A 22,297-nucleotide genomic window follows, 5' to 3' on the forward strand; every position below is an offset into this window, starting at 1 on the left:
ATCAGTCCGCCAACTCCAGAATTCTTACCACCAACTGCGAGAAGCTCAGGCCAGCCTGACGTGCCGCCATCGGCACCAGGCTGTGGCTGGTCATACCCGGAGAGGTATTCGCTTCCAGCAGATAAAACTGGCCATCGCTGTCCAGCATGACGTCAATGCGACCCCAACCTTTACAGCCCAATGCGGTCCATGCTTTCAGGACTAATTCCTGCAAACGGGCCTCTTGTTCAGCTTCCAGACCTGCAGGGCAGAAATATTGTGTCTCATCAGAGAGATACTTCGCCTCATAATCATAGAAGGTTCCCGCGGGTTGGATACGTATTGACGGTAAAATTTCTTCACCAAGTATCGCAACTGTAAATTCCGGGCCACTGAGCCATTTTTCGATCAGTACTTCTTCATCATGCTGAAAAGCCAATGCTAATGCACCCTGCAAAGCATTTTCTTCTTCAACTTTTGACATCCCTACGCTGGAGCCTTCACGGCTTGGCTTCACAATCAGCGGCAAACCTAACGCAGAGATTTTTGTAACCGCTTCATCGCTAAGACCTTTTTCGAACTCAGAGCGGGTCAATGCAACCCAGGGCGCGACGGGTAAACCTGCGCCCTGCCACAGCAGCTTGCTGCGCAGTTTGTCCATCGAAATTGCGGACGCCATGACGCCGCTGCCGGTATATGGCAGGCCAATTTGCTCCAGCATGCCCTGCAACGTGCCATCTTCCCCGCCACGACCGTGCAGCGCAATAAACACCTTCTGAAAACCCATAGATTTCAGAAGAGTGACATCAATATCTTTAGGGTCAACCGGATGGGCATCGACACCACCTTCGCGTAACCCTGCCAGTACGGCCGCGCCGGAATTCAGCGAAACTTCACGCTCTGTGGAGGTTCCTCCTAACAGGACCGCGATTTTATCAGCCATGTTGTTCTTCCTCCGGGTTTTGCGGCTTCAGTTTGATTTCAGCTAAGGAACGCGCGATTTTGCCGATATTTCCTGCGCCCTGCACCAAAATCAGATCATTGCCGGTTAATACCGGCGCCAGCATGTCTGCCACCTGAGCCGGATCGGATACCAGAATCGGGTCGATCTTACCGCGACCACGGATCGTACGGCACAGCGAACGGCTGTCAGCCCCCGGAATCGCGGCTTCACCCGCGGCGTATACATCCAGCATCAACAGCGCATCGACCTGAGTCAGCACGTTGGCAAAGTCGTCATACAGATCGCGTGTACGCGTAAAGCGGTGCGGCTGGAACAGCATTACCAGATTTTTGTCCGGCCAGCCCGCGCGTGCAGCTTTAATCGTGGCATCCACTTCCGTTGGATGATGGCCATAATCATCAACCAGCATCGCCGTCCCGGCTTTACCGTTTACCGGCTCAAGCGGAAATTCGCCGAGGAAGTCAAAACGGCGTCCGGTGCCCTGGAAACTTTCCAGCGCGCGCAGAATTGCGTCGTCTTCAATGCCTTCTTCTGTTGCAACTGCCACCGCCGCCGCCGCGTTCAGCGCATTGTGACGGCCCGGTGCGTTCAATGTCACACGTAAATCGGCCATCCCCTGACGCAGCAGCGTGAAGTGCCCTTGTGGACCAATCTGCTGGTAATCTTCAACGCGCACATCAGCATCATCGCTGAAACCATAGGTTGTGGTTTGACGACCGACGCGCGGCAACAACTCGCGGATCACCGGATCGTCAACGCACATCACCGCACGACCATAAAACGGTAAGTTATGCAGGAAATTAATAAACGTCTGCTTTAAATTTTCGAAGTCGCCATGGTAGGTATCCATATGATCGGCTTCGATATTGGTAACAATCGCCACCATCGGCTGCAAATGTAGGAACGACGCATCGCTCTCATCCGCCTCCGCAATTAAATAACGGCTATGACCCAGACGCGCATGGACGCCTGCAGCCTTCACCAGACCGCCGTTGACAAACGTCGGATCCAGCCCCGCTTCCGCGTAGATACTGGAGACCATCGCTGTGGTCGTGGTTTTACCGTGCGTCCCGGCAATGGCGATACCGTGACGAAAACGCATTAATTCAGCCAACATTTCAGCACGACGGATCACCGGAATACGTGCTTCATGCGCCGCAACAATTTCCGGGTTATCCGCAGAAATGGCGCTGGATACCACCACCACGCTCGCATCACGCACGTTTTCCGGGCGATGGTTGAAGAAAATCGTGGCGCCCAGATTCGTCAACTGCTGAGTCACCGGATTCGGCGCCAGGTCAGAACCGCTGATCTGATAACCTTCGTTGGCCAAAACTTCGGCAATACCGCCCATACCAGCACCACCGATGCCGACAAAGTGAATGTGCCGAACGCGACGCATTTCGGGCACTATGGAACGCAGTTTTGCCAGTTGTTGTGTATTCATTCTTTAGCCATTAACTTCTTAGTTCATGCGATGCAAAAGGCATCACCACAATTACGCCCGGGCAGCCCGGCTCACTTCATTAGCAACACGCTCTGTGGCATCCGGTATGGATGCGGCGCGCGCACGTTCTGCCATGGTTAATAAGGTTTCTCGCGACCACCCGGAAAGGGTGTTAGCGACGGCATCCACAGTAAACTGCGGCTGCTCAAGAATTTTGGCGGCGCCCGCTTTCTCCAGCGGCAGCGCATTCCAGTACTGCTGTCGGTCTTTGTGCTGGAAAGGCACAAACAGCGCAGGCAAACCTGCGGCAGCAATTTCACTTACCGTCAGCGCACCTGAGCGACAAACTACGACATCCGCCCACGCGTAGGCGGCTGCCATATCATCAATAAACTCAGTGACCTTGTGCTGCGGTTGTCCCGCGTCAGCATATGCCTGTTCAACGGTTTGCTGCGCACCTTTGCCGCTCTGATGCCAAATAGTCACCGCGTCACCAAGCTCTGCGGCAACCTGCGGCATCGTCTGGTTCAATACGCGTGCTCCCTGAGAACCCCCGACGACCAGCACGCGAACCGGGCCTTCACGCCCTGCCAGACGTACTTCGGGCGACGGCAGCGCCAGAACGTCGGTGCGTACCGGGTTACCCACCACTTCCGCATTCGGGAAAGCGCCAGGAAAAGCCTGCATCACCGTAGTGGCAATTTTCGCCAGCCACTTGTTGGTTAATCCCGCAATGCCATTCTGCTCATGCAGTACAACCGGAATGCCTAATGACCAGGCTGCCAGACCGCCAGGGCCGGACACGTAGCCGCCCATACCCAGCACCACATCAGGCTTAAACTGCTTCATGATGGCCCGCGCCTGACGCCAGGCATTAAAAATACGCACGGGGGCGGCAAGCAGAGCGTTGACACCTTTGCCACGCAAACCGGAGATGCGAATAAAGTCAATTTCAATGCCATGCTTCGGCACTAAGTCCGCTTCCATACGATCGGCGGTGCCCAGCCAACGAACTTGCCAGCCCTGAGCCATTAAATGATGCGCGACCGCCAGCCCCGGGAACACATGCCCGCCGGTACCGCCTGCCATCACCATTAACCGCTTCGGTTGACCACTCATCGTGCACCTCGTGTAAACGCCTGGGCTTTTTCCAGACGCGTTTCATAATCAATACGTAACAAAAACATGATGGCCGTCGACATAATCAACAAACTGGAACCACCATAACTGATCAGCGGTAACGTCAGACCTTTGGTTGGCAGCATACCAGCTGCCGCACCGACGTTTACCAGCGCCTGGAAGCTAAACCAAATCCCGATGGAGCAGGCTAAAAAGCCTGAAAAACGGTGGTCAATTTCCAGCGCTTTGCGGCCAATCGACATCGCGCGAAAAGCGACGAAGAATACCATTAAAAGTGCCAATACCACACCGATATAACCCAGCTCTTCCCCAATGATGGCGAAGATGAAGTCGGTGTGCGCTTCCGGTAAATACTCCAGTTTTTGCACCGAATTACCTAACCCCTGCCCCCAAATCTCACCGCGACCAAAAGCCATCAGCGATTGCGTCAACTGGTAGCCGCTGCCAAACGGATCTTCCCATGGGTTCCAGAAGGAGGTTACGCGGCGAATACGATACGGTTCGGCAAGGATCAGCAGCACCACCGCCGAAATCCCCATACCGATAATGGCAATGAACTGCCACAGTTTCGCTCCAGCGAGAAACAGCATCGCCAGCGTCGTGACAAACAGCACCACTACCGTACCAAGGTCAGGCTGCGCCAGCAGCAAGATTGCCAGCACCAGAATCACACCCATCGGTTTTAAGAAGCCGCGCAGGTTGTTACGCACTTCATCGACTTTACGCACCAGGTAGTTGGCGAGATAACAGAACAGCGACAGCTTGGTGAATTCCGCAGGCTGAATACGCAGTGGACCCAACGCGATCCAGCGCGATGCCCCGTTAACGGAGCTCCCCACCACCAGAACGATCAACAACATGATGATCGAGGCGATCAGCATCGTCGTGCTGTACTTTTGCCAGAACTCCATCGGCAGACGTAGCGTCACCATCGCCAGACAGAACGCGAGGAAGATATACAGCGCGTCACGTTTAGCGAACAGGAAGGGATCGCCTGCCAGGCGTTGCCCTACGGGCATCGATGCCGATGTCACCATCACAAAACCGATCGCTGCCAGACCAAAAGTCAGCCACAGCAGCATGCGGTCATACATGATCAGGCTGTCCGCGTCTTTATCACGCGAAGCCATCACCCAGCCTTTAAGTGCCGCGAAGATCCACGCCAGGACACCCAGTCCCGGTACGCGCGGCATTTTCAGACGAGGGAGAGAGAAGCGCATCAACCCAACTCCTTCGCCAAACGGGTAAAGACGTCACCACGTTGCTCAAAGTTCTTGAACTGGTCAAGGCTGGCACACGCTGGCGACAGCAGCACCATATCACCCGACTTCACACGCGGTGCGAGCAGACGCATTGCCTGCTCCATGGTTTCAGTGTGTTCCGCAACCTCAGGACGCAGAGCGGCAAGCTGTGCGCCATCGCGACCAAAGCAGTACAGACGAATGTTGTCGCCAGTCAGGTAACGTTGCAGCGGCATAAAGTCGGCGGATTTCCCGTCACCGCCCAGCAGCAGGTGCAGCGTACCCTCAACGTGCAGACCATTCAGTGCCGCTTCGGTGCTGCCGACGTTGGTGGCTTTTGAATCGTTGATCCAACGCACACCGTTATGATTCAGTACCAACTGGAAACGATGCGCCAGACCGGTAAAAGTAGTCAGCGCTTTCAGGCTGGACGCCCGCGGCAGACCCGCAGCATCCGCCAGCGCCAGCGCCGCCAGGGCGTTGGTATAGTTATGCTGGCCGGTAAGCGTCATCTCTTTCACGTTCAGGACTTTTTCACCCTTCACCCGCAGCCAGGTTTCACCCTGCTGACGATTGAGATGATAGTCACCCATGTTGATGCCAAAGCTCACGCAGCGCTCATCCGCCCCGCGAATCGGCATGGTCAGCGCATCATCAGCATTGACCACACACACTTTCGCATTCTCATAGACACGCAGTTTGGCCGCACGGTACTGCTGCAAGCCAAACGGATATCTATCCATATGATCTTCGGTGACGTTCAAAATGGTGGCGGCTACGGCCTCTAAGCTGGAGGTTGTCTCCAGCTGGAAGCTCGACAGCTCCAGTACATACAGCTCGCGTTCGTCATCAAGCAGCATCAACGCGGGTAAGCCGATATTTCCGCCAACACCCACGTTCACGCCGGCCGCTTTCGCCATCTCGCCGACCAGCGTAGTGACGGTACTTTTCCCGTTGGACCCGGTGATCGCGACGATCGGCGCCTGTGCTTCGCGACAGAACAGCTCGATGTCACCGACAATTTCGATCCCTGCATCAGCGGCGGCGCTCAGCGAAGGATGCGCCAGGGCAATACCAGGGCTGGCGACGATGAGATCGGCGGCCAGCAGCCAGTCATCATTCAGGCTGCCAACATGACGCTCAACTGCTTCCGGTAATTTATCCAGACCAGGCGGCGTCGCACGGGTATCCATCACGCGCGGCGTCACGCCACGCGCCAGAAAGAAATCCACGCAGGACAGCCCGGTCAATCCGAGACCGATAATGACGACTTTTTTACCCTGGTAATCAGCCATGATTAACGTACCTTCAGCGTTGCCAGGCCAATCAGCACCAGCATCAGCGAAATAATCCAGAAGCGCACAATGACGCGCGGTTCCGGCCAGCCCTTCAGTTCATAGTGGTGGTGAATCGGCGCCATACGGAAGATGCGCTGTCCGCGCAGCTTAAAGGAGCCAACCTGCAGAATGACCGACAGCGTTTCTACAACAAATACGCCGCCCATGATTACCAGCAGGAACTCTTGACGCAGCAGCACGGCAATAATGCCCAGCGCGCCACCCAGCGCCAGCGAACCTACGTCACCCATAAAGACCTGCGCCGGATAGGTGTTAAACCACAGGAAACCTAATCCCGCGCCGACAATCGCCGTACAGACGATCACCAGTTCGCCTGCATGGCGTAAATAGGGAATGTGCAGATAGTTGGCAAAGTTCATGTTACCGGTAGCCCATGCCACCAGCGCAAAACCCGCTGCTACGAACACGGTCGGCATAATCGCCAGGCCATCCAGGCCATCGGTGAGGTTTACCGCATTGCCCGTACCCACAATCACGAAGTACGCCAGCAGCACGTAGAACAGCCCCAATTGCGGCATGACATCTTTAAAGAACGGCACCACCAGCTCGGTAGCCGGGGTATCTTTACCTGCGAGGTACAGCGCAAAGGCTACACCCAGCGCAATCACCGACATCCAGAAGTACTTCCAGCGGGCAATCAGGCCCTTGGTATCTTTGCGCACCACTTTGCGGTAGTCATCGACAAAACCGATAATGCCGTAGCCAATCAATACCACCAGCACGCACCATACGTACGGGTTCGACGGATATGCCCACAGCAGTACGGAGATAACTATCGCGGTGAGGATCATGATCCCACCCATGGTTGGCGTACCGCGTTTACTGAAGTGCGATTCCGGACCGTCGTTACGTACGACCTGTCCAAAGGACATTTTTTGTAAGCGGGCAATCATGCGCGGGCCCATCCACAAAGAGATGAACAGCGCGGTCAGCAGGCTGACGATGGCGCGAAACGTCAGATAGGAAAAGACGTTAAAGCCGGAATAATATTTGACCAAATGTTCGGCCAGCCAAACTAACATGTCCCATTCTCCTGTAATGCGCGTACTACCTCTTCCATGGCGGCACTACGTGAACCCTTCACTAAAATCGTCATGACCTGATGTTCTGCAATCAATGCTTTAAGATGCGCGGCCAGCGCACTTTTATCCGCAAAATGTTCGCCAACGCCACTGGCGTCGCTAATTGCCTGACTCAGTTTTCCCGTACTCAATACACGGTCGATGCCTGCGGCTTTCGCAGCAACCCCCACCTGTACATGGCATGCTTCGCTTTCTGCGCCAAGCTCTGCCATATCGCCAACGACCAGTACGCGATAGCCCGGCATTTCAGACAGCACCTGCACCGCTGCGGTCATCGAACCGACGTTCGCGTTATAGGAGTCGTCCAGCAGCAGCTGATTTTCCGCGAGTTGAATCGGGAACAGACGCCCCGGTACCGCTTGCAGATCCTTCAAACCCGCTTTGATCGCCTCGTGCGTCGCGCCTACCGCCATAGAGAGCGCCGCCGCCGCAAGGGCGTTAGCGATATTATGGCGACCCGGTAACGGCAGCAGGACATCAATGCTTCCGGTCGGCGTTTGCAGAGAAAATTCCGTGCCATGCGAGGTCACATGAACGTTGGTCGCCGAAAAGTCGCTATTGGCTGCATTCGGGGAGAAACGCCAGACTTTGCGATCGCCGATGATGCTTTGCCAGTTCAGCCAGTCGTTGTTGTCGGCATTCATAATGGCGATACCGTTCGCTGACAGGCCGGTAAAAATCTCACCTTTTGCCTTCGCAACGCCCGCCAGAGAGCCGAAGCCTTCCAGGTGCGCGGCGGCCAGGTTGTTCACCAGCGCCGCTTCCGGACGCGTCAGGCCGACGGTCCAGGCGATTTCGCCCTGATGGTTGGCACCGAGCTCAATCACGGCATAGTCGTAATCGTTGTTTAAGCGCAGCAGCGTCATCGGTACACCGATGTCGTTATTCAGGTTGCCCGCAGTATATAGGGTGTTACCACACTGGCTCAGAATGGCAGCCGTCATCTCTTTGACGGACGTTTTACCGGATGAGCCGGTCAGCGCGACAACGCGCGCCGGAACCTGGGCGCGAACCCACGCAGCCAGTTCACCAAACGCCAGACGCGTATCGTTAACAATCAGCTGCGGCAGGTTGGTGTCCAACGGGCGGCTGACCAACAGCGCACCGGCCCCGCTCTCTTGCGCTTTGTCTGCAAAATCATGGGCATCAAAGCGTTCGCCTTTCAGTGCCACAAACAGGCAGCCCGGCGTCACTTTACGCGTATCGGTTGTTACGGCATCAAGGGTCAGATCGGCCCCTTTCAATTCGCCACGGAGGATCTCCGCCAGTTGGCTGAGCGTTACGCTAATCATGCGATAACCCCCAGCAGACGCGCTGCCGTGACGCGGTCAGAATAATCGAGGCGCTGTGAACCAACGATCTGGTAGTCTTCATGACCTTTACCGGCCACCAGCACCACATCATTTTCTTTCGCCTGCATAATGGCGTTTGTCACCGCTTCTGCGCGACCTTCCATCACCTTCGCCTGTCCGGCATCCAGCATCCCCGCCAGAATGTCGTTAATAATGGCGCGCGGCTCTTCGGTACGCGGGTTGTCATCGGTCACCACAACAACATCGGCAAACTGCTCGGCAATTGCGCCCATCAACGGACGTTTGCCTTTATCGCGATCGCCGCCGCAGCCAAAGACGCACCACAGTTTGCCAGTACAGTGCAGACGTGCCGCCTGTAGCGCTTTTTCCAGCGCATCTGGCGTATGGGCGTAATCAACCACCACGGTGGTTTTACCCGGCGCGCTGAACACTTCCATACGCCCGCAAACCGGCTGCAATTGTGTCGCCGTTTTCAGTAAATCAGCTAACGGATAGCCAAGTGCCAGCAGCGTTGCCAGCGCCAGCAGCAGATTGCTGACGTTAAACGCCCCCATCAGGCGGCTTTCAATTTCGCCATCGCCCCATGAGGAGGTAAAACGAATCGTTGCCCCGCTGTCGTGATACTTCACGTCAACCGCTTTTAACCAACGACCGTGACAGTTCGGGTTGATGTGGTCTTCCATCGAAACGGCAACCGCATCCGGGAGTTTCGCCAACCAGCGACGACCGACTTCATCATCCGCATTGACGATGGCCTGACCGCAATGGTGCGTGGAATACAGCAGCCATTTCGCGGCTTCGTAATGTTCCATGTCGCCGTGGTAGTCGAGATGGTCACGGCTTAAGTTAGTAAATACTGATGCGGCAAACTTCAGCGCCGCCACGCGATGCTGAACCAGACCGTGTGAAGAGACTTCCATCGCGCCAACCGTTGCGCCCTGCGCAACCAGCCCCGCCAGCACATGCTGGACATCAACGGCTGAACCGGTGGTATTTTCCGTCGGGATCACTTTGCCCAGCAGGCCATTGCCTACTGTTCCCATCACCGCGCTGGTTTCGCCAAGCAGTTGGCTCCACTGTGCCAGCAATTGGGTGGTGGTGGTTTTACCGTTGGTCCCGGTCACGCCGACCAAGCGCATTTTCTCAGAAGGCTCGTGGTAAAAACGGCCTGCCAGTGCAGATAAACGTTCGTTAAGCTGACTAAGATAGATGACCGGAACGCCGTGCATTTCACGGATTTCACCATCAGTAGCTTCATCTTTCGCTTCTGCAATAATGGCAGCCACACCTTGCGCTATCGCCTGCGGGATATACCGACGCCCGTCCGCCTGATGACCTAATACTGCGACAAAGAGATCGCCCGATGCAGCCACACGGCTGTCAAGCGTCATCTCCCGCAGTGCTCGCTCCGGTGCACCCGGCACCCATGGAGCAAGAAGGTCGCGCAAATTACGATCTGCCACCTGTTGCCTCGCCTTGATTATTCACAAATTCATTTTTATCGCCCGTTGTCAGCGCATCCGGCTCGATGTTCATGGTACGCAGTACACCGCCCATGATGGCACCAAAGACCGGCGCGGAAACGGCGCCACCGTAGTATTTACCCGCCTGCGGATCGTTGATAACAACAACCAGCGCGAAGCGCGGCTGACTCGCAGGCGCAACGCCTGCGGTATAAGCAATGTATTTGTTGATGTAGCGGCCATCCGGCCCTACTTTTTTCGCCGTACCGGTTTTAATGGCGATACGATAGCCTTTAATCGCCGCCTTCACGCCGCCGCCACCGGGCAGCGCCACGCTTTCCATCATGTGCACCACGGTGCGTACGGTCGCTTCCGGGAAGATACGCTCGCCCGGAACTGGAGGGTCAACTTTGGTAATCGACAGTGGACGATAAACGCCGTAACTGCCGATCGTTGCATAGACTCGCGCTAACTGTAACGGCGTTACCATTAGCCCGTAGCCGAAAGAGAAGGTGGCCCTCTCTATGTCAGACCACCGTTGTTTTTGAGGATATAAGCCACTGCGTTCTCCGACCAACCCCAAATTGGTCGCTTTTCCCAGCCCAAAACGTGAGTAAGTATCTACTAACGCTGAGGACGGCATCGCTAACGCCAGCTTGGAAACACCGACGTTACTCGACTTCTGCAAAACCCCGGTGAGGGTTAATTCGCTATAACGTGCCACGTCTTTGATTTCGTGACCATTAATTCGGTAAGGGATAGTGTTGAGGACCGTATTTTCGCGTACCACACCGCGCTGCAGCGCGGTCATCACCACCATCGGTTTAACGGTAGAACCCGGTTCAAACACGTCGGTAATGGTGCGGTTACGCATCGCGTCTTTTGGCGTACCAGTGAGATTGTTCGGGTTGTAGGACGGACTGTTGGCCATTGCCAGCACTTCACCAGTGTTCACATCCACCAGTACCGCACTGCCTGACTCCGCCTTGTTGAACGCCACGGCGTTATTCAGTTCACGGTAGACCAGTGCCTGTAAACGCTCATCAATGCTCAACGCGAGGTTATGCGCCGCCTGGCTGTCGGTAGAGGAGATATCTTCAATGACGCGGCCATACCGGTCTTTACGTACAATACGCTCGCCCGGTTGTCCGGTGAGCCACTTGTCGAAGCTCTTCTCAACGCCTTCAATGCCCTGGCTGTCGACGTTCGTAAATCCGATGAGGTGAGCAGTCACTTCCCCGGAAGGGTAGTAACGGCGGGATTCTTCGCGCAGATGGATACCTGGCAGCTTCAGTTTTTTGATGTAATCAGCCATGTCAGGGTTTACCTGACGCGCCAGATAGATAAAGCGCCCTTTCGGATTCGCGTTAATGCGGGAAGCCAGTTGATCGAGCGGGAGATTCAGCGCGGTTGACAGCGCTCTCCAGCGTTCGCCAACGCTCACTCCGCCGGCATCATGTACTTCTTTCGGGTCGGCCCATATAGCTTTAACCGGAACACTCACCGCCAGCGGACGACCAGAGCGGTCGGTAATCATTCCGCGCGATGTAGACACTTCCTGGACGCGTAGAGAGCGCATATCACCCTGACGCACCAGCATGTCCGGCGCGATGATTTGCAGCCAGGCAACGCGACCCAGCAGAAAACCCAGTGCCAGCAAAATACAGCCGCACAGTAACGCAAAACGCCAACTGATAAAGTTGGCTTGTTCTTCCTGGCGTTTTGGTTTGTGCGTTTTTGCCGCTGCTTTCATGCGTCGCGTTTATCCTTATTTTTGTACTACGATATTTTCTTGTGAGGGATCGACATGCTGCATTTGCAGCTTTTCCGTTGCGATCCGTTCAACACGGCTATGGTCGCCGAGCGCGTTCTCCTCAAGGATCAAGTTACGCCATTCGATATCCAGCGCATCTCGCTCCAGGACCAGCTGCTCACGCTGCGCAGTCAGTAACCGCGTATGGTGCGCTGTTGTCACGACGGTAACCGCCGTCAAAATAATGCAAATGAACAGGCAGAGTGGCAGCTTCCCAAACCGCAAAAGATCGTCACCGATCACGCCAGGCAAGGCATGGCGCTCGTTGCTTCCTATCGATCCTTTAACTTTGCTGAGGGCTTCTGTCACTCTGCTGATCATGCGTTCGTCCTCTCTGCAATACGCAGAACTGAACTACGGGCACGAGGATTCTCAGCGACCTCTTCTTCACCCGGCATCATCTTGCCTAGTGCTCTTAACTCACGGCCGCCCAGTTTTTTGATCTGCGCTTCGGTCATCGGTATTCCAGCCGGTACCTGAGGACCACGGCTTTGTTCACGCATAAAGCGTTTCACAATGCGGTCTTCAAGCGAATGGAAACTGATGATCGAAAGGCGACCACCTGGAGCCAGCACGCTGAGCGAGCTTTTTAGCGCCTGCTCTATCTCCTCCAGTTCACTGTTCACCCAAATGCGCACCGCCTGGAAGGTACGGGTCGCGGGATGTTTGAATTTGTCCTTCACCGGCATTGCCGCCGCAATAACTTCCGCCAGTTCTTTGGTGCGGGTCATCGGTTCGATGCGGTTACGCTCCACGATGGCGCGCGCAATGCGTTTGCCGAAGCGCTCTTCGCCAAAGGTTTTAATCACCCAGGCAATGTCTGCTTCATCGGCGGTTTGCAGCCATTCGGCCGCTGACTGACCGCGTGTTGGGTCCATACGCATATCTAACGGACCGTCACGCATAAACGAAAAACCGCGCTCTGCGTCATCGAGCTGCGGTGAAGAAACGCCCAGATCGAGAAGAATCCCGTCGATCTTACCGGTCAGTCCACGCTCAGCGACATAGTCAGCCAGCGCAGAGAAAGGTCCATGTACGATGGAGAAGCGAGGATCGGTAATCGTTTTAGCAACGGCAATAGCCTGCGGATCGCGATCGATTGCCAGTAAACGCCCCTCTTCGCCAAGCTGGGAGAGGATCAGACGTGAGTGACCACCGCGACCAAATGTCCCGTCAATGTAGATGCCGTCTGGACGAATATTCAGGCCGTTTACGGCTTCATCCAGCAACACCGTTGTATGTTTATAATTTTCCGTCATTTTATAGAGACAAATCCTGCAATCGTTCCGACAACGCGCCAGTAACAGACTGCTCAGCGTCGATATCTTCCTTGACCTGTTGATACCAGGTCGTTTCATCCCACAGCTCAAACTTATTGAACTGCCCAACCAGCATCACTTCTTTCGTTAGCCCTGCGTGTTGCCGCAGAATGGGCGCTATCAGTAATCGACCAGCGTTATCCATCTGACATTCGCTGGCATGACCCAACAATAAGCGCTGTACGCGACGCTCAACTGGATTCATGCTCGACAGACGCGATAGCTTCTGCTCGATTATTTCCCATTCAGGCAGGGGGTACAGCAGCAGGCACGGGTGATGGATGTCAATGGTGCAAACCATTTGACCGGTAGCGCTCTCAAGCAGTTGATCCCGATAACGGGTAGGCACGGATAAGCGCCCTTTACTGTCGAGATTAACTAACGTTGCTCCCCGGAACATGCCAGTCTCACCCCCGATTACCACTTTATCCCACAAATTCCCACTTAAAGGAGTTTACGGAGCGGAGGAAAACCTTGTCAAGCAAGTCGCGGCGCTTAGCGGAGCAAAAAACCCATTGTTTACGGCTAATATCAGCGTTGAACAAAATCCGTACAGCAAACGAAGCAAATTAACGTCATGAATATTTGTAAGAAAAAAATCCAACAACTCATCATTGTTTAAAACAACTGAATATCATCAGAAGAAAATATAAAGTGTCAGTTTGCGACGCGAGCGGCATTTTAGGACAATATGCAGCGAGTTAACAGTACCAGTTAATCGGTCTGTACGCCGCGCAGGACCAAGGTAAGCACCAGATGGCCGCAATACGAGAGCAAAGTGTTTGTTAATTCGGCAAATCCACACATGCATGTAACAAAATAATACAACCGTAACGCGTCGTTACGTATCAATAACCCAAAAATGGATAGTTGCATTTTTAATTCGGGGTATTTCAAGAATACATTTCAGATAATTCTAAAGAATATTCTTAAATATAATGCGGTTATTTCTGAGAATAGAAAAACTGAAGACGTCAGAGGCTTATCCCGCCGACGCCATCAATTGAGGAAACTTAGTTACGGCTGAGAATACCGCGACGGTACAGATTACGCCGTATACGCGTTAAACCTGGTTTTGGTTTACGCGGTTCGTCCAGACTTGCCAGTACAATCTCCAGCACGCGTTCCGCGACATCACGATGGCGCTGTGCCACTGCCAGTACAGGGCACTGCAGGAAGTCGAGCAGTTCGTGATCGCCAAAAGTCGCAATCGCTAAATCAGACGGCAACTGCCCATCACGACGCAGGGTCACATCCATCACCCCCTGCAACAGGGCAAACGACGTGGTAAACAACGCCTGAGGCATTGGGTGCGTTTCCAGCCATTTATCAAACAGCTGCGCTGCAGCTTCCCGCTCATAGCTGTTGGCGTACAGGAAATGGACTTCACGCGGATCGTCCTTCCACGCGGTACGAAAACCCTGTTCGCGCAGGAAACTGACGGATAATTCAGGAAGCGCGCCCAGATAGAGGACGGTTTCAGCAGGGAATTTGCGTAACTCTTCCGCCAGCATTTCCGCATCATCCTGATCTGCACCCACAACGCTGGTAAAATGTTCGCGATCCAGTGCACGATCCAGCGCCACAATCGGGAATGAACTGTTTGCCCAGCGTTGGTAGAACGGATGTTCAGGCGGCAAGGAAGTCGACACAATAATGGCATCGACCTGGCGCTGTAAAAGATGCTCAATACAGCGCATTTCGTTATCTGGCTGATCTTCAGAGCAGGCAATCAACAGCTGATACCCACGTTGACGCGCCTGGCGCTCCAGATAGTTTGCGATCCGGGTATAGCTCGTGTTCTCAAGATCCGGGATCACCAGCCCGATAGAACGTGTGCGTCCAGCACGCAGCCCGGCCGCCACGGCATTCGGGTGGTAATTATGCTCGCGCACCACCGCCATGACTTTTTCAACCGTTTTGTCGCTTACGCGATATTGCTTTGCTTTGCCATTAATAACGTAGCTTGCAGTCGTTCGCGAAACGCCGGCCAACCGAGCGATTTCATCCAGTTTCACAATTGCCCCTTGCGTAAAATGTACAAACCATAACCTTTGTGATGGCATGGGTTAAATTTATTAACATCTAAGCGCAGAATAATGACTCCGGCAACCGCTTTTGTCTCTGGTTACCGCTGATTTCGCAAAAAAAAGCCCAACCTGAGTCGTTGGGCTTGCGAATTAAGAACCCGATCATGATTAACGCATGATTTTATCGCCGCGGGAAAGCCCCACCACGCCGGAGCGAGCAACTTCCACAATTTTAGCGACTTCACGCAGCGTTGCCAGAAACGCATCCAGCTTATCGCTGGTGCCCGCCAGTTGTACGGTGTAGATAGACGGCGTGACATCGATGATTTGCCCGCGGAAAATTTCCGTGTTGCGTTTCACTTCTTCCCGGCCATAACCGCTGGCCTGGATTTTCACCAGCATGATTTCTCGTTCAACGTGAGCGCCCTGCCCCAGCTCGCTAACGCGCAGAACATCCACCAGTTTGTGGAGCTGCTTTTCGATCTGCTCAAGGACTTTCTCATCCCCTACCGTCTGAATCGTCATCCGCGATAAGGTCGGATCGTCGGTCGGCGCGACGGTCAGGCTTTCAATGTTGTAACCACGCTGGGCGAAGAGGCCAATCACACGCGATAATGCACCTGACTCGTTTTCCAGCAATACTGATAATATCCGGCGCATAATCAGGTCCTCTCCGTTTTGCTTAACCACATTTCATCCATCCCACCCCCACGAATCTGCATCGGGTAGACATGTTCACTACCGTCGACGGTGACATCGACAAACACCAGACGATGGTTACGCACATGTTCCAGCGCTTCGCCCAACTTGCTCTCAAGTTCTTCAGGCCGATTAATCTGGATACCGATATGTCCATAAGCCTCAGCAAGGCGCACGAAATCGGGCAGCGACTGCATGTAAGACTGTGAGTGACGCCCGGAGTAGATCATGTCCTGCCACTGTTTGACCATGCCGAGATAACGGTTGTTAAGGTTGAGTACCAGCACCGGCAGTTCATATTGCAGCGCCGTCGACAGCTCCTGGATATTCATCTGAATGCTGCCATCCCCGGTGACGCACACTACCGTTTCATCCGGCAAAGCCATTTTCACCCCTAACGCCGCAGGTAAACCGAATCCCATAGTCCCGAGGCCGCCTGAGTTAATCCAGCGACGCGGTTTATCGAACGGATAGTAAAGTGCGGCAAACATCTGGTGTTGGCCAACGTCAGAGGTCACATACGCCTCCCCTTTCGTCAGACGCCAGATGGTTTCAATCACCGCCTGCGGCTTAATACTTTCGCTTTGCGTGTCGTATTTCAGACACTGACGGGCACGCCAGTGCTCAATCTGTTGCCACCAGTCACGATTATCATCCAGCGGCTGCTGAGATTTCTCCTGCTCCAGTAGTTCGAGCATCTGATCCAGCACCAGGCGGGCATCCCCCACAATCGGAATATCCGCAGTAACGGTTTTGGAAATAGAGGTCGGATCGATATCGATATGCAGCACGGTCGCATTAGGACAATATTTTGCCAGGTTATTCGTCGTTCGATCGTCAAAGCGAACGCCAACGGCAAAGATCACATCGGAATGATGCATGGTCATATTGGCTTCGTAGGTACCGTGCATGCCCAACATGCCCAGCGCCTGACGATGCGTGGCCGGAAACGCGCCCAACCCCATGAGCGAGGAGACAACCGGCAGATTCAGCGCTTCAGCAATCTGAGCTAACTGCTCATGGCAAGCGGCATTGACCGCGCCACCGCCCACATAGACAACCGGTTTCTTCGCCGCGACCAGCGTCTGCAACGCCCGTTTTATCTGTCCTTTGTGCCCGGTCGTCGTCGGATTATACGAACGCATACTCACCGAGCCCGGCCAGCTATAAGGCAGTTTCTTCGCCGAATTCAGAATATCTTTCGGCAAATCCACCACCACTGGCCCCGGACGACCGCTTGCTGCCAGCCAGAAGGCTTTTTTCAGCACCTGCGGGATATCTTCCGTTTGTTTGACCAGGAAGCTATGTTTCACCACCGGGCGGGATATACCTACCATGTCGCACTCCTGGAAGGCATCGTAGCCAATCAGCGACGTTGCGACCTGTCCGGAGAGGATCACCAGCGGAATGGAATCCATGTAAGCCGTTGCGATCCCGGTAATCGCGTTGGTCGCCCCCGGCCCGGAGGTGACCAATACGACCCCCACTTCTCCCGTGGCACGCGCAAGGCCATCAGCCATATGTACCGCCGCTTGTTCATGGCGGACCAGCACATGATCAATACCGCCGACCGTATGCAGGGCATCATAAATATCGAGGACGGCCCCCCCGGGATAACCGAATACCTGCTTCACACCCTGATCGATGAGCGATCGGACGACCATCTCGGCTCCAGACAACATCTCCATGGCTTGCCTCACTCTTATAATGAATTGCGGTTTAACAACACATTAACCGCTGACGATGACGCATGGCAATTGACTCCGAAGGGATGGCACTGGAGTAAATAAGAATAAAAAGGAGGAAAGACGCGAATAAACGGAGAATTAAACCAGCATAAGCAATCAGTATGATAAATAATCGCTTAAAAATGGGAACTTACAGCGATTACTCTATTTTTTGACACTTTTGGACAGACGTAAAAAATAGAGTTCAGCATAAAATTTCAGTTATAAAGTTAAAAGCAGAATAAACAGGATGCACCGCCCGGTTTACTCTGCTAAATGCTACTGCTTACAAACGGAGACTAACAACTCTTCCATCCATTGATGTCCTTTATCTCGGCCTGCGGCTTCATGCCATGAAAGATAGCATGTGCGGCTGTTCAATTTTAACGGTAAAGGCAAGATCTGTAGTTCTAAAGAATCGGCAAATTCTTCTACTAACCAACGCGGCGCAATAGAGACCAAATGCGTTTGCGACACAATATTTAGAACGCTAATTAATGCCATGCCCTGATAAGCCACGCAGGATTGTTTATCCGGTGTGTCATACCACGGTTGGCTAAATGATGCGAAGCGATCAAGTGACACCACCGCATGCTGTTCATTATAGACATTGCTTTCCAGTAAAGGACCACTAATGCGCGGATGCTTTTTACTTGCCACTAACACCATTTCGTCATTGAATAACGGAATACTGGTAAATTCAGGACGTCGGAACTCTTCATAGCTAATAACGAATTCAGTTTCCTGGTAACGTAATTGATGCTCTGTATTTTGATTGAGTGAAGATTTAAATACGACATGAATGTTTGGTGCAACTTGCTCAACTCTATTATAAATCAACGAGGTCAGAATATTATCCAATGGGCTGCATACGCAAAGATTGAATACGCGCTCGCTGCTGGCTGGCTCAAAACCCGATCCAGGCAGTTCATTCTGCACTAATTGCAATGCCTGGCGAACAGAACCAAATAGCTGGAAGGCTCTTGCTGTCGGCTGGATACCGCGTCCATAACGAACAAAAAGCTCATCATTAAACATAATTTTCAGGCGCGCGACCGCATTACTGACAGCAGGTTGCGACATCCCCAAAGTATGCGCGGCACGGGTAATGTTTTGTTCTTGCATCACCGCATCAAAGACGGTTAATAAATTAAGATCAACCATGCGAAGCTGTGGTTTCCCAATATCTATAATATTTGTTTTATCTGTTATTTTTACTTCTGGCATATTTAACTCCACTGTCACTCTAAACTCCCTTTTCCCAGACGTAGTGAAGAAATAATCTCCGTTAATATGATTTACCATACATATAAGATGAGAAAAAGAAAAAACATTAAAATTAGGAAAACATAAAGGCACAAACCTAAATGAACAAAAGACCAATGCGATCGCAGTGTGGCAGTGTCACTGCACGGTGATTCATATGTTTAATTTTCAAAAACAATATAACCATAAGCATGGCGAATATACAATCATACGTATCGTGAATGTGTATTTAAGTTTTAATTAAATGTTTATATTATTAATACATTAAAAGTTAACATTAATTTATCAATTTTGTGGTGTCACACTACCCATAGCCATTCATAATTACTATAAAGACAGATAAATCATTAAGATATGAAATCCCAAGAGCGACTTTTCCTTCAGTTCGCCGTTACAATAAATGCAAATAACTATGCTCAAATATGTCAAACCATGAAAATTATGTACAACCATCAACTGATTAATTTTATGTACCCCGAAAAATTCAGCACAATTCGCTTAAGTTTTGCAGAAACTTCCCCCCTCTAACGAGGCATTTGCTGGGGTGAGGGTTGACATCAGTCTTCATATCCAGTACCACTAAAAGCATATCGCATTCGCCTGGAGCTTAATTGATGACTTACATTGCTCGTTTCAACGGTCTACTACTACTAAACGCATCTTCGTTGCGCGGTAGACTGGTGGACGACATTCAGCATTAAGTCAGCTCCAGTTAAGACAAAAAACCCGCGCCGTTGCGCGGGTTTTTTTATGCTCGAAGCAAGGCGCCCTAAGAAACCAAGGACCTAAACCATGAGCCAGCAAGTCATTATTTTCGATACCACCTTACGCGATGGTGAACAGGCGTTACAGGCAAGCCTGAGTGTGAAAGAAAAACTGCAGATTGCGCTGGCCCTTGAGCGTATGGGCGTTGACGTGATGGAAGTGGGTTTCCCCGTTTCTTCACCGGGCGACTTTGAGTCAGTTCAGACTATCGCTCGTCAGGTTAAAAACAGCCGCGTTTGTGCCTTAGCTCGCTGCGTAGAAAAAGATATCGACGTTGCCGCAGAATCTCTGAAAGTCGCTGAGGCTTTCCGTATTCATACGTTTATCGCCACCTCGCCGATGCACATCGCGACGAAATTACGCAGTACGCTGGATGAGGTCATTGAGCGCGCGGTCTACATGGTTAAGCGTGCGCGTAATTATACCGATGACGTGGAGTTCTCCTGCGAAGATGCAGGCCGTACCCCTATCGCCGATTTGGCTCGCGTGGTTGAAGCTGCCATTAACGCGGGAGCCAAAACCATTAACATCCCCGATACCGTCGGTTACACCATGCCTTTCGAATTTGGAGCAATCATTTCTGGCCTGTATGAACGCGTACCAAATATCGATAAAGCCATCATCTCCGTACACACCCATGATGATTTAGGTTTGGGCGTAGGCAACGCACTGGCAGCCGTTCACGCCGGAGCGCGTCAGGTGGAAGGCGCGATGAACGGTATCGGCGAACGTGCCGGTAACTGCTCACTGGAAGAAGTGATCATGGCGATCAAGGTGCGTAAAGATATCCTGAATGTACAGACCCGCATCAATCACCAGGAGATCTGGCGCACCAGTCAATTAGTCAGCCAAATCTGCAACATGCCTATTCCTGCTAACAAAGCCATTGTCGGTAGCGGCGCCTTTGCCCACTCTTCCGGCATCCATCAGGACGGTGTACTGAAAAATCGTGAAAACTACGAAATCATGACGCCTGAATCCATCGGCCTGAACCAGGTACAGCTGAACCTGACCTCCCGTTCCGGACGTGCCGCGGTGAAACACCGTATGGACGAGATGGGATATAAAGAAAATGAATACAGCCTGGACAACCTGTACGACGCATTCCTGAAACTGGCGGACAAAAAAGGTCAGGTATTTGATTACGACCTGGAAGCGCTGGCCTTCATTAATAAACAGCAGGAAGAACCGGAGCATTTCCGTCTGGATTACTTCAGCGTGCAGTCCGGCTCAAACGACATCGCCACCGCCTCCGTCAAGCTGGGCTGTGGTGAAGAAGTCAAAGCCGAAGCGGCGAACGGTAACGGTCCGGTCGATGCCATTTATCAGGCAATCAACCGTGTAACTGAGTACAACGTCGAACTGGTGAAATACAGCCTGACCGCCAAAGGGCACGGTAAAGATGCGCTGGGTCAGGTGGATATCGTTGCCAACTATAATGGTCGTCGTTTCCACGGCGTCGGTCTGGCGACAGATATCGTCGAATCTTCCGCTAAAGCAATGGTTCATGTGCTGAACAACATCTGGCGCGCCGAAGAAGTAGAAAAAGAATTGCAACGCAAAGCTCAGAACAACGAGAACAACAAGGAAACCGTGTGATGTCGAAGAATTATCATATTGCTGTTTTGCCGGGTGACGGTATTGGCCCGGAAGTGATGGCGCAAGCCCTGAAGGTACTGGACGCAATCCGTAACCGCTTTAACATGCGCATTACCACCAGCCACTACGACGTGGGTGGTGCCGCTATCGATAACCACGGTCAGCCGCTGCCGCCTGCAACGGTTGAAGGCTGTGAACAAGCTGACGCCATTCTGTTTGGCTCAGTTGGCGGTCCGAAATGGGAGAACCTGCCGCCAAACCAGCAGCCAGAGCGTGGCGCGCTGCTGCCATTGCGTAAGCACTTCAAATTATTCAGCAATCTGCGCCCGGCTAAACTCTATCAGGGTCTGGAAGCGTTTTGTCCTCTGCGCGCAGATATTGCCGCGAACGGTTTTGACATCCTGTGCGTACGCGAACTGACTGGCGGAATTTACTTCGGTCAACCAAAAGGCCGCGAAGGCAGCGGACAACATGAAAAAGCCTTTGATACCGAGGTTTATCACCGTTTCGAGATCGAACGTATTGCGCGTATCGCGTTTGAATCCGCCCGTAAACGTCGCCGTAAAGTCACGTCGATTGATAAAGCTAACGTACTGCAAACATCGATTCTGTGGCGCGAAATCGTCAATGAAATTGCTAATGAATACCCAGACGTTGAACTGGCGCATATGTACATCGACAACGCGACGATGCAATTGATCAAAGATCCTTCCCAGTTCGACGTGTTGCTGTGCTCTAACCTGTTTGGCGACATTCTGTCTGACGAGTGCGCCATGATCACCGGTTCTATGGGCATGTTACCGTCCGCCAGCCTGAATGATCAGGGCTTCGGTTTGTACGAGCCTGCTGGCGGATCCGCCCCGGACATCGCCGGGAAAAACATTGCCAACCCTATCGCCCAGATCCTGTCGCTGGCGCTGCTGCTGCGCTATAGCCTGGATGCCAATGATGCGGCAACCGCAATTGAGAGCGCCATCAACCGCGCATTAGAAGAAGGCATTCGCACCGGTGACTTAGCCCGTGGCGCTGCCGCAGTCGGTACCGATGAAATGGGCGACATCATTGCCCGTTACGTCGCAGAAGGGGTGTAAT

At 52.9% G+C, this 22,297-nt stretch carries 19 protein-coding genes; 3 read left to right on the forward strand and 16 right to left on the reverse strand.

The window, feature by feature from the left end; translation table 11 throughout:
• Position 1 precedes the first annotated feature (1 nt).
• The 16 genes from OGV74_RS21530 to leuO all read right to left on the reverse strand — a co-directional run bounded on the left by OGV74_RS21530 (position 2) and on the right by leuO (position 18,802).
• The gene (locus OGV74_RS21530) at positions 2 to 922 is read right to left on the reverse strand and encodes a D-alanine--D-alanine ligase (protein ID WP_032937536.1); all 921 of its coding nucleotides are present in this window, start codon (positions 920 to 922) and stop codon (positions 2 to 4) included.
• Positions 915 to 2,390, reverse strand: coding sequence for a UDP-N-acetylmuramate--L-alanine ligase (murC, locus tag OGV74_RS21535; protein WP_003018763.1), 1,476 nt, complete (start codon positions 2,388 to 2,390; stop codon positions 915 to 917). Before murC ends, OGV74_RS21530 begins: the two co-directional genes overlap by 8 nt.
• Positions 2,391 to 2,441: 51 nt before the next feature.
• Positions 2,442 to 3,509: an undecaprenyldiphospho-muramoylpentapeptide beta-N-acetylglucosaminyltransferase gene (murG, locus tag OGV74_RS21540; protein ID WP_003018767.1), complete on the reverse strand. Its 1,068-nt coding sequence runs from the start codon at positions 3,507 to 3,509 to the stop codon at positions 2,442 to 2,444.
• Positions 3,506 to 4,750, reverse strand: a complete 1,245-nt coding sequence (gene ftsW / locus OGV74_RS21545; protein ID WP_003018770.1) for a cell division protein FtsW — start codon at positions 4,748 to 4,750, stop codon at positions 3,506 to 3,508. The genes murG and ftsW overlap by 4 nt, the downstream gene beginning before the upstream one ends.
• Positions 4,750 to 6,066 (reverse strand): UDP-N-acetylmuramoyl-L-alanine--D-glutamate ligase, encoded by a 1,317-nt coding sequence (gene murD / locus OGV74_RS21550; protein WP_003018772.1) that lies wholly within the window; start codon positions 6,064 to 6,066, stop codon positions 4,750 to 4,752. The genes ftsW and murD overlap by 1 nt, the downstream gene beginning before the upstream one ends.
• Positions 6,067 to 6,068: 2 nt before the next feature.
• Positions 6,069 to 7,151: a phospho-N-acetylmuramoyl-pentapeptide-transferase gene (mraY, locus tag OGV74_RS21555; protein WP_003018774.1), complete on the reverse strand. Its 1,083-nt coding sequence runs from the start codon at positions 7,149 to 7,151 to the stop codon at positions 6,069 to 6,071.
• Positions 7,145 to 8,503, reverse strand: a complete 1,359-nt coding sequence (gene murF / locus OGV74_RS21560; RefSeq protein ID WP_003018777.1) for a UDP-N-acetylmuramoyl-tripeptide--D-alanyl-D-alanine ligase — start codon at positions 8,501 to 8,503, stop codon at positions 7,145 to 7,147. Before murF ends, mraY begins: the two co-directional genes overlap by 7 nt.
• The gene (murE, locus tag OGV74_RS21565) at positions 8,500 to 9,987 is read right to left on the reverse strand and encodes a UDP-N-acetylmuramoyl-L-alanyl-D-glutamate--2,6-diaminopimelate ligase (protein WP_003018780.1); all 1,488 of its coding nucleotides are present in this window, start codon (positions 9,985 to 9,987) and stop codon (positions 8,500 to 8,502) included. The genes murF and murE overlap by 4 nt, the downstream gene beginning before the upstream one ends.
• Complete coding sequence (gene ftsI / locus OGV74_RS21570; protein WP_003018783.1) at positions 9,974 to 11,740, reverse strand: peptidoglycan glycosyltransferase FtsI; 1,767 nt, start codon at positions 11,738 to 11,740, stop codon at positions 9,974 to 9,976. The genes murE and ftsI overlap by 14 nt, the downstream gene beginning before the upstream one ends.
• A gap of 15 nt (positions 11,741 to 11,755) precedes the next feature.
• Positions 11,756 to 12,121 carry a cell division protein FtsL gene (ftsL, locus tag OGV74_RS21575; RefSeq protein WP_000625651.1) on the reverse strand — a complete coding sequence of 122 codons (366 nt, stop codon included), beginning with the start codon at positions 12,119 to 12,121 and terminating at the stop codon, positions 11,756 to 11,758.
• Positions 12,118 to 13,059 carry a 16S rRNA (cytosine(1402)-N(4))-methyltransferase RsmH gene (rsmH, locus tag OGV74_RS21580; RefSeq protein ID WP_003018789.1) on the reverse strand — a complete coding sequence of 314 codons (942 nt, stop codon included), beginning with the start codon at positions 13,057 to 13,059 and terminating at the stop codon, positions 12,118 to 12,120. Before rsmH ends, ftsL begins: the two co-directional genes overlap by 4 nt.
• Before the next feature lies 1 nt (position 13,060).
• Positions 13,061 to 13,519 (reverse strand): division/cell wall cluster transcriptional repressor MraZ, encoded by a 459-nt coding sequence (gene mraZ / locus OGV74_RS21585; RefSeq protein WP_003018792.1) that lies wholly within the window; start codon positions 13,517 to 13,519, stop codon positions 13,061 to 13,063.
• A 613-nt stretch (positions 13,520 to 14,132) separates the two neighbouring features.
• Positions 14,133 to 15,137, reverse strand: coding sequence for a catabolite repressor/activator (cra, locus tag OGV74_RS21590; protein WP_003018794.1), 1,005 nt, complete (start codon positions 15,135 to 15,137; stop codon positions 14,133 to 14,135).
• A 180-nt stretch (positions 15,138 to 15,317) separates the two neighbouring features.
• Positions 15,318 to 15,809: an acetolactate synthase small subunit gene (ilvN, locus tag OGV74_RS21595; protein ID WP_003829566.1), complete on the reverse strand. Its 492-nt coding sequence runs from the start codon at positions 15,807 to 15,809 to the stop codon at positions 15,318 to 15,320.
• A 2-nt stretch (positions 15,810 to 15,811) separates the two neighbouring features.
• Entirely contained in the window at positions 15,812 to 17,536 is a 1,725-nt protein-coding gene (ilvI, locus tag OGV74_RS21600) for an acetolactate synthase 3 large subunit (protein WP_086504898.1), read from the reverse strand.
• Between the two features lie 318 nt (positions 17,537 to 17,854).
• Positions 17,855 to 18,802 (reverse strand): transcriptional regulator LeuO, encoded by a 948-nt coding sequence (leuO, locus tag OGV74_RS21605; RefSeq protein WP_032948523.1) that lies wholly within the window; start codon positions 18,800 to 18,802, stop codon positions 17,855 to 17,857.
• Between the two features lie 653 nt (positions 18,803 to 19,455).
• On the opposite strand from leuO, the gene leuL reads away from it, so the two are divergent.
• From leuL to leuB, 3 genes are all read left to right on the forward strand, one after another.
• The gene (gene leuL, locus OGV74_RS21610; protein ID WP_048998978.1) at positions 19,456 to 19,542 is read left to right on the forward strand and encodes a leu operon leader peptide; all 87 of its coding nucleotides are present in this window, start codon (positions 19,456 to 19,458) and stop codon (positions 19,540 to 19,542) included.
• Between the two features lie 91 nt (positions 19,543 to 19,633).
• A complete protein-coding gene (leuA, locus tag OGV74_RS21615; protein ID WP_003018802.1) occupies positions 19,634 to 21,205 on the forward strand; it encodes a 2-isopropylmalate synthase in 1,572 nt (523 codons plus the stop codon).
• A complete protein-coding gene (gene leuB, locus OGV74_RS21620; protein ID WP_003018804.1) occupies positions 21,205 to 22,296 on the forward strand; it encodes a 3-isopropylmalate dehydrogenase in 1,092 nt (363 codons plus the stop codon). The genes leuA and leuB overlap by 1 nt, the downstream gene beginning before the upstream one ends.
• The last annotated feature ends 1 nt before the right edge of the window (position 22,297 follow it).

Source organism: Citrobacter sp. Cf116, assembly GCF_030336505.1.
Taxonomy (GTDB): Bacteria; Pseudomonadota; Gammaproteobacteria; order Enterobacterales; family Enterobacteriaceae; genus Citrobacter; species Citrobacter freundii.